6 protein-coding genes are annotated in these 5,861 nt (G+C 40.9%); all 6 read left to right on the forward strand.

All coding sequences use genetic code 11. The features are described from left to right. Nucleotides 1–1,177 (forward strand): thiamine pyrophosphate-binding protein (locus B2X72_RS25970; RefSeq protein WP_286852093.1); only part of this gene is annotated, 1,177 nt, incomplete at its 5' end. An 8-nt stretch (nucleotides 1,178–1,185) separates the two neighbouring features. Continuing rightward, the gene (gene ilvN, locus B2X72_RS25975) at nucleotides 1,186–1,776 is read left to right on the forward strand and encodes an acetolactate synthase small subunit (RefSeq protein WP_070570155.1); all 591 of its coding nucleotides are present in this window, start codon (nucleotides 1,186–1,188) and stop codon (nucleotides 1,774–1,776) included. A gap of 14 nt (nucleotides 1,777–1,790) precedes the next feature. Then, nucleotides 1,791–2,255, forward strand: coding sequence for a DinB family protein (locus B2X72_RS25980; RefSeq protein WP_236560296.1), 465 nt, complete (start codon nucleotides 1,791–1,793; stop codon nucleotides 2,253–2,255). Nucleotides 2,256–2,300: 45 nt separating this feature from the next. Next, the gene (gene ilvC / locus B2X72_RS25985) at nucleotides 2,301–3,782 is read left to right on the forward strand and encodes a ketol-acid reductoisomerase (protein ID WP_075994367.1); all 1,482 of its coding nucleotides are present in this window, start codon (nucleotides 2,301–2,303) and stop codon (nucleotides 3,780–3,782) included. A gap of 134 nt (nucleotides 3,783–3,916) precedes the next feature. After that, the gene (leuC, locus tag B2X72_RS25990) at nucleotides 3,917–5,314 is read left to right on the forward strand and encodes a 3-isopropylmalate dehydratase large subunit (protein ID WP_075994368.1); all 1,398 of its coding nucleotides are present in this window, start codon (nucleotides 3,917–3,919) and stop codon (nucleotides 5,312–5,314) included. 10 nt (nucleotides 5,315–5,324) lie between these two features. Next, nucleotides 5,325–5,861: 3-isopropylmalate dehydratase small subunit (leuD, locus tag B2X72_RS25995; RefSeq protein WP_286852095.1), on the forward strand; the 537-nt coding region annotated here is incomplete at its 3' end.

Below are 5,861 nucleotides of genomic sequence, written 5' to 3' on the forward strand. Positions count from 1 at the left end.
TTATTTCGGTTACGAAAAATGCAGCCACGTACGCAGTTACAGACCTGCACCGCAAGTTCGTAAAGAATATGTTGAACAAGCTGCAGCGTTAATCAACGATGCAAAAAAACCATTTGTTCTTTTTGGACAAGGCATCATTCTTGGAAAAGCAGAGGAAGAATTCAAAGCTTTTATCGAGAAAACTGGCATTCCTTCGGCATCGACTGTCATGGGGTTAAGTGCACTTCCAACGGATCATAAACTTCACGTCGGGATGCTGGGTATGCATGGCAACTATGCGCCAAATGTCATGACCAATGAATGTGATGTTTTAATAGCCATCGGCATGCGTTTCGATGACCGTGTGACAGGTCGTTTGGACAAATATGCCAAACAGGCAAAAGTAATCCATTTGGATATAGATCCCGCAGAGATTGACAAAAACGTACAAACAACCGTACCTGTATGGGGCGATTGTAAGGAATCACTTCCCATGCTGACGGAATTAGTAAATGCCGCAGATCACTCCGCTTGGTTGGAACAATTCCGTGAACTTGAAAAAGAAGAAATCAAGGAAGTCATCCAAAACGAACTTCACCCACAAACCGATATTATGACCATGGGTGAGGTCATCCATGTGTTGAATGAATTGACAGGCGGTGATGCGATCATTACAACGGACGTCGGTCAACATCAAATGGTCACTTGTCGCTATGCTAAGTTCAACAACAGCAAATCGAATGTAACCTCCGGGGGTTTAGGAACGATGGGCTTTGGTCTTCCGGCAGCAATCGGTGCCTGGTATGGCGCGCCAGAGAAAACTGTCGTAGCAATCATCGGTGATGGTGGTATACAAATGACGATCCAGGAGCTGGGAACAATTATGCAATTTGGTGCAAAAGTCAAAATCATGATCCTCAACAATGAGTTCTTGGGCATGGTACGCCAGTGGCAGCAATTGTTTCATGACAAACGTTATTCATTCGTGAATATCACGAGTCCTGACTTTGTTGCTGTTGCGAAAGGCTATTACATCGACGGTCAGAAGATTTCGGAACGTAAAGACTTACGTAATGCACTGAAAACCATGATTGATCACGACGGAGCATATCTATTGGAAGTGATGGTAGGTAAGGAAAACAATGTATTTCCAATGGTTGCACAAGGAACATCGGTATCTGAGATACGTTTAAAGTAGAATTTGACATGGAAAAACAAGAATATACCATCACCCTATATACAGAGAATTCAATCGGTCTTATCGGTCGAATCTCAACCATTTTTTCAAGAAGAAAAATTAATATTGAAAGCTTGAATACTTCCCCTTCTGAAGTAGAAGGGATACATCGTTTTACCATCGTCATCACGGAGGCTGAAGATGTTCTGCGTAAGCTTTGTCGTCAACTGGAAAAACAGATTGATATCCTCAAGGCCTATTACAATACCAATGATGAAGTGATCTGGCAAGAACAGGCGCTCTATAAAGTGCCTGCGGATGTTGTGAATGAAAAGGTATATGTAGAACGTTTATTGCGTCAATATGGTGCCAATGTTGTTGTGATCCGCAACGACTATATCGTCTTTGAAACTGCAGGTCACCGTGAGGAGATCGATAAGTTGACAGAAGAATTGACCAAATATGGTTTGATCGAATTTGTCCGTGGCGCACGTATCGCCATCATTAAAGATAGCGCAGGTTTCCACTCCAAATTGGTTCAGTTTGAAGCCAAGGAACCATCGATAGAAATTGTAGAGAACGAGTATCTCGACAAAAGAGATGATGTATTTACAATGTAAGCTTTAAAAGTATTATGCAAGAGACATTTAAATTTATCTTAAAGTCACGTCAAAAATTCATTGAATTACTTGACGGTCTTTCCATTGAACAGCTTAACAAAATTCCCACGGGATTTAACAATAATATCATCTGGAATTTTGCCCACATTGTCGTCAGTACACAGACCTTAGTCTATGTCCGTACAGGTATTAAAGCCGACACGACCTGGGTAAAATATAATGAAGATTATAAAAAAGACACCAAGCCAACCCGCTTTGTTGAACAAGCAGAGGTTGATGAATTGAAAGAAATCGCAATCCGCAGTATTGAGCAAATTGCTGCTGACTATGAACACGGTGTTTTCGGAGAAATCACCTCCTTTTCAACAGCAACCTATGGCTATCCAATGGATACCATCGAAGAAGTTATTGCCCTGACATCAGGTCACGATAACGTTCATTTCGGTTACGCCATGGCGCAACGCAGATTAGTACAATAATTAAAATAAATAATCAACAACCCATAACAGAAAGAAAGTAAAACAATGGCAAATTATTTCAACACCTTACCGCTTAGAGAGCAGTTAGAACAATTAAGTCACGCTGAATTCATGGACAACACTGAATTCACAGATGGTGTAAATGCTTTAAAAGGTAAAAAAATCGTAATCGTAGGATGTGGTGCGCAAGGCTTGAACCAAGGTTTAAACCTAAGAGATAGCGGACTGGACGTTTCTTATGCTTTGCGTAAAGAAGCTATTGAACAAAAAAGAGATTCTTGGAAAAACGCTACGGACAACAACTTTAACGTAGGCACTTACGAAGAATTGATCCCATCTGCGGATTTAGTTATCAACTTGACTCCAGATAAACAACATACTTCAGTAATCAACGCTGTCATGCCGTTAATGAAAGAAGGTGCTACATTATCGTACTCACACGGTTTCAACATCGTTGAAGAAGGTATGCAAATCCGTAAAGATATCACTGTCATCATGGTTGCTCCAAAATGTCCAGGTTCTGAGGTTCGCGCAGAGTACCTTCGTGGTTTTGGTGTTCCTACCTTAATCGCTGTTCACCCAGAGAATGATCCGCAAGGAAAAGGCTGGGCTGAAGCAAAAGCATACTGCGTAGGAACAGGTGGACATAAAGCCGGTGTATTGAAATCTTCATTCGTAGCCGAGGTAAAATCAGATTTAATGGGTGAGCAAACGATTCTTTGTGGATTGTTGCAAACAGGTTCGATCTTATCTTTCGACAAAATGATCGAGAAAGGTATCGAAGCTGGTTACGCATCCAAATTGGTACAATACGGTGTAGAAGTTATCACTGAAGCCTTGAAACATGGTGGCGTAAGCGGTATGATGGACCGTTTGAGCAATCCTGCAAAAGTAAAAGCCTTTGAGATCTCTGAAGAATTGAAAGATATCATGCGTCCTTTATTCCAAAAACACCAAGATGATATCATGTCAGGTCACTTTAGCAAGACCATGATGGAAGACTGGGCAAATGGTGATGCGAATTTATTGAAATGGAGAGCCGAAACAGGTGAAACTGCATTCGAAAAGACACCTGCTGGTGATGTTAAAATCAACGAACAAGAATACTTTGACAACTATACACTGATGGTTGCTTTCATCCGTGCAGGTGTTGAATTGGCATTCGAAACAATGGTTGAAGCAGGTATCAAACCAGAATCAGCATATTATGAATCATTGCACGAAACACCATTGATCGCTAACACAATCGCTCGCAAGAAATTGTTCGAAATGAACCGTGTTATCTCTGATACAGCAGAATACGGTTGTTACCTATTCGACCAAGCTTGTAAACCTTTGTTGGCCGACTTCATGAAAACTGTTGATACTGATCTCGTAGGTAAAAACTTCAATGAAGGTAGAGATGCTGCAGTTGATAACGCACAATTAGTTGTCATCAATGAAATTCTACGCGATCACCCTGTAGAAATCGTCGGTCGCAAATTGCGCAAAGCGATGACTGCAATGAAAGCCATCAAAACTGTTTAAAAGTCCATACGAAATTATACATGCTCCAAAAATCATGAATATTTCGTAATTTAGTATATCGAAATCAAGGTGATATTGAGACATTTGCAATATCACCTTGGTTCATATAAAAATAACATAAGAGAGATTAAAAAATGTCAAAAACATTAGTAGAAAAGATTTGGGATGCGCACGTCGTCAAGCGTGAAGAAGGGTTTCCGGATATTATATATATCGACACCCACTTGATTCATGAAGTTACTTCACCTCAAGCTTTCGATGGCTTGCGTAAAAGAGGAATCCCAGTTTTTCGTCCAAAGCAAACGGTAGCTACTGCCGACCACAACGTACCGACACTCAATCAACATTTACCGATCAAAGAAGAGCTATCCCGTTATCAAGTTGATATGCTCACCAAAAATTGTGCTGAATTTGGTATTGAATTATATGGTTTAGGACATCCATACCAAGGGATTGTACACGTTATTGGTCCGGAGCTGGGTATCACCCTACCAGGTAAAACGATGGTCTGTGGCGATAGTCATACCTCAACACATGGTGCTTTTGGAGCTATTGCTTTTGGTATTGGAACCTCTCAGGTTGAACAGGTCTTCGCAACACAATGTTTGTTGCAGTCGAAGCCAAAAACAATGAAAATTGAAGTCAACGGTACCCTTCAAAAAGGTGTTGGAGCAAAAGATATCATCCTATATATCATCTCTAAAATCTCTGCTGCGGGCGGTACAGGTTACTTTATTGAATATGCTGGTTCAGCAATCCGTTCTTTAAGCATGGAAGCACGTATGACCATTTGTAATATGAGTATAGAAATGGGTGCACGTGGAGGCTTAATTGCTCCAGATCAGATCACTTTCGACTACGTAGAAGGCCGTGAATTCGCACCGAAAGGTGAAGAATGGGATAAAGCCCTAGCGTACTGGAAAACATTGTATTCTGACGAAGATGCCATCTTTGATAAAGTGTTGACTTTTGATGCTGCAGACATTGCGCCAATGATTACTTATGGTACCAATCCAGGCATGGGTATGGGTATTGCGGAGCATATTCCAGCAACTAGCGCACAAGCGGAATCAGAAAGACCATCGTACCAAAAAGCATTGGATTACATGGGCTTCAAAGATGACTCAACAGTCTTAGGCAACCGTGTTGATTATGTGTTCATCGGAAGTTGTACCAATTCCCGTATTGAAGATTTACGTGAAGTAGCTTCATTCGTTAAAGGCAAGCAAAAAGCACAAGACGTTGAAGTATGGATTGTACCGGGCTCAAAACAAGTAGAAAAACAAGCTAAAGAAGAAGGCTTGGATAAAATATTTGAAGCGGCAGGATTCCAGTTACGTGAACCAGGATGCTCGGCATGTTTAGGTATGAACGAAGATAAAATCCCTGCTGGTAAATATTGTGTTTCGACTTCAAATAGAAATTTCGAAGGGCGTCAGGGGCCGAATGCCCGCACCATGCTGGTATCTCCTTTGACAGCAGCAGCTGCGGCAGTAACAGGTAAAGTAACAGATGTAAGAGAGTTGATCTAAGCAGAAAAAAATGAAAAAATTTGAAACTTTAACGTCACAGGTAGTCCCTCTACCTATCGAAAATATTGATACCGATCAAATTATACCCGCACGCTTTCTAAAAGCAACTACGCGCGAAGGTTTTGGTGATAATTTATTCCGCGACTGGCGTTTTGATACAGACAATCAGCCCAAAACTGACTTTGTATTGAACAACCCAACCTATACAGGAAAAATATTGGTTGCCGGTAAAAACTTTGGTTGTGGTTCAAGCCGCGAGCATGCTGCATGGGCTATTCAAGACTATGGTTTTGACGTGGTCATCAGCTCATTCTTTGCCGATATATTCAAAGGAAATGCCCTTAACAATGGTGTATTACCGATTCAGGTACCCGAAGAGTTTTTGGCAAAAATTTTCGAATTGGTGCACCAAAATCCGACAACAGCGATTATCGTTGATCTTGAAAAACAAACAGTCATGTTGACAGAGACAGGTGATCAATTTGAGTTTGAAATCAATCCATACAAAAAATCATGTTTGATCAATGGATATGATGACATTGATTTT

The organism is Sphingobacterium sp. UBA7253 (genome assembly GCF_002472745.1).
Taxonomy (GTDB): Bacteria; Bacteroidota; Bacteroidia; order Sphingobacteriales; family Sphingobacteriaceae; genus Sphingobacterium; species Sphingobacterium siyangense.

Bases quoted from the DNA above. Each gene is read 5' to 3' on its own strand.
- ilvN (WP_070570155.1), top strand. From the start codon at position 1,186: ATGGAAAAACAAGAATATACCATCACCCTATATACAGAGAATTCAATC.
- B2X72_RS25980 (WP_236560296.1), top strand. From the start codon at position 1,791: ATGCAAGAGACATTTAAATTTATCTTAAAGTCACGTCAAAAATTCATT.
- ilvC (WP_075994367.1), top strand. From the start codon at position 2,301: ATGGCAAATTATTTCAACACCTTACCGCTTAGAGAGCAGTTAGAACAA.
- leuC (WP_075994368.1), top strand. From the start codon at position 3,917: ATGTCAAAAACATTAGTAGAAAAGATTTGGGATGCGCACGTCGTCAAG.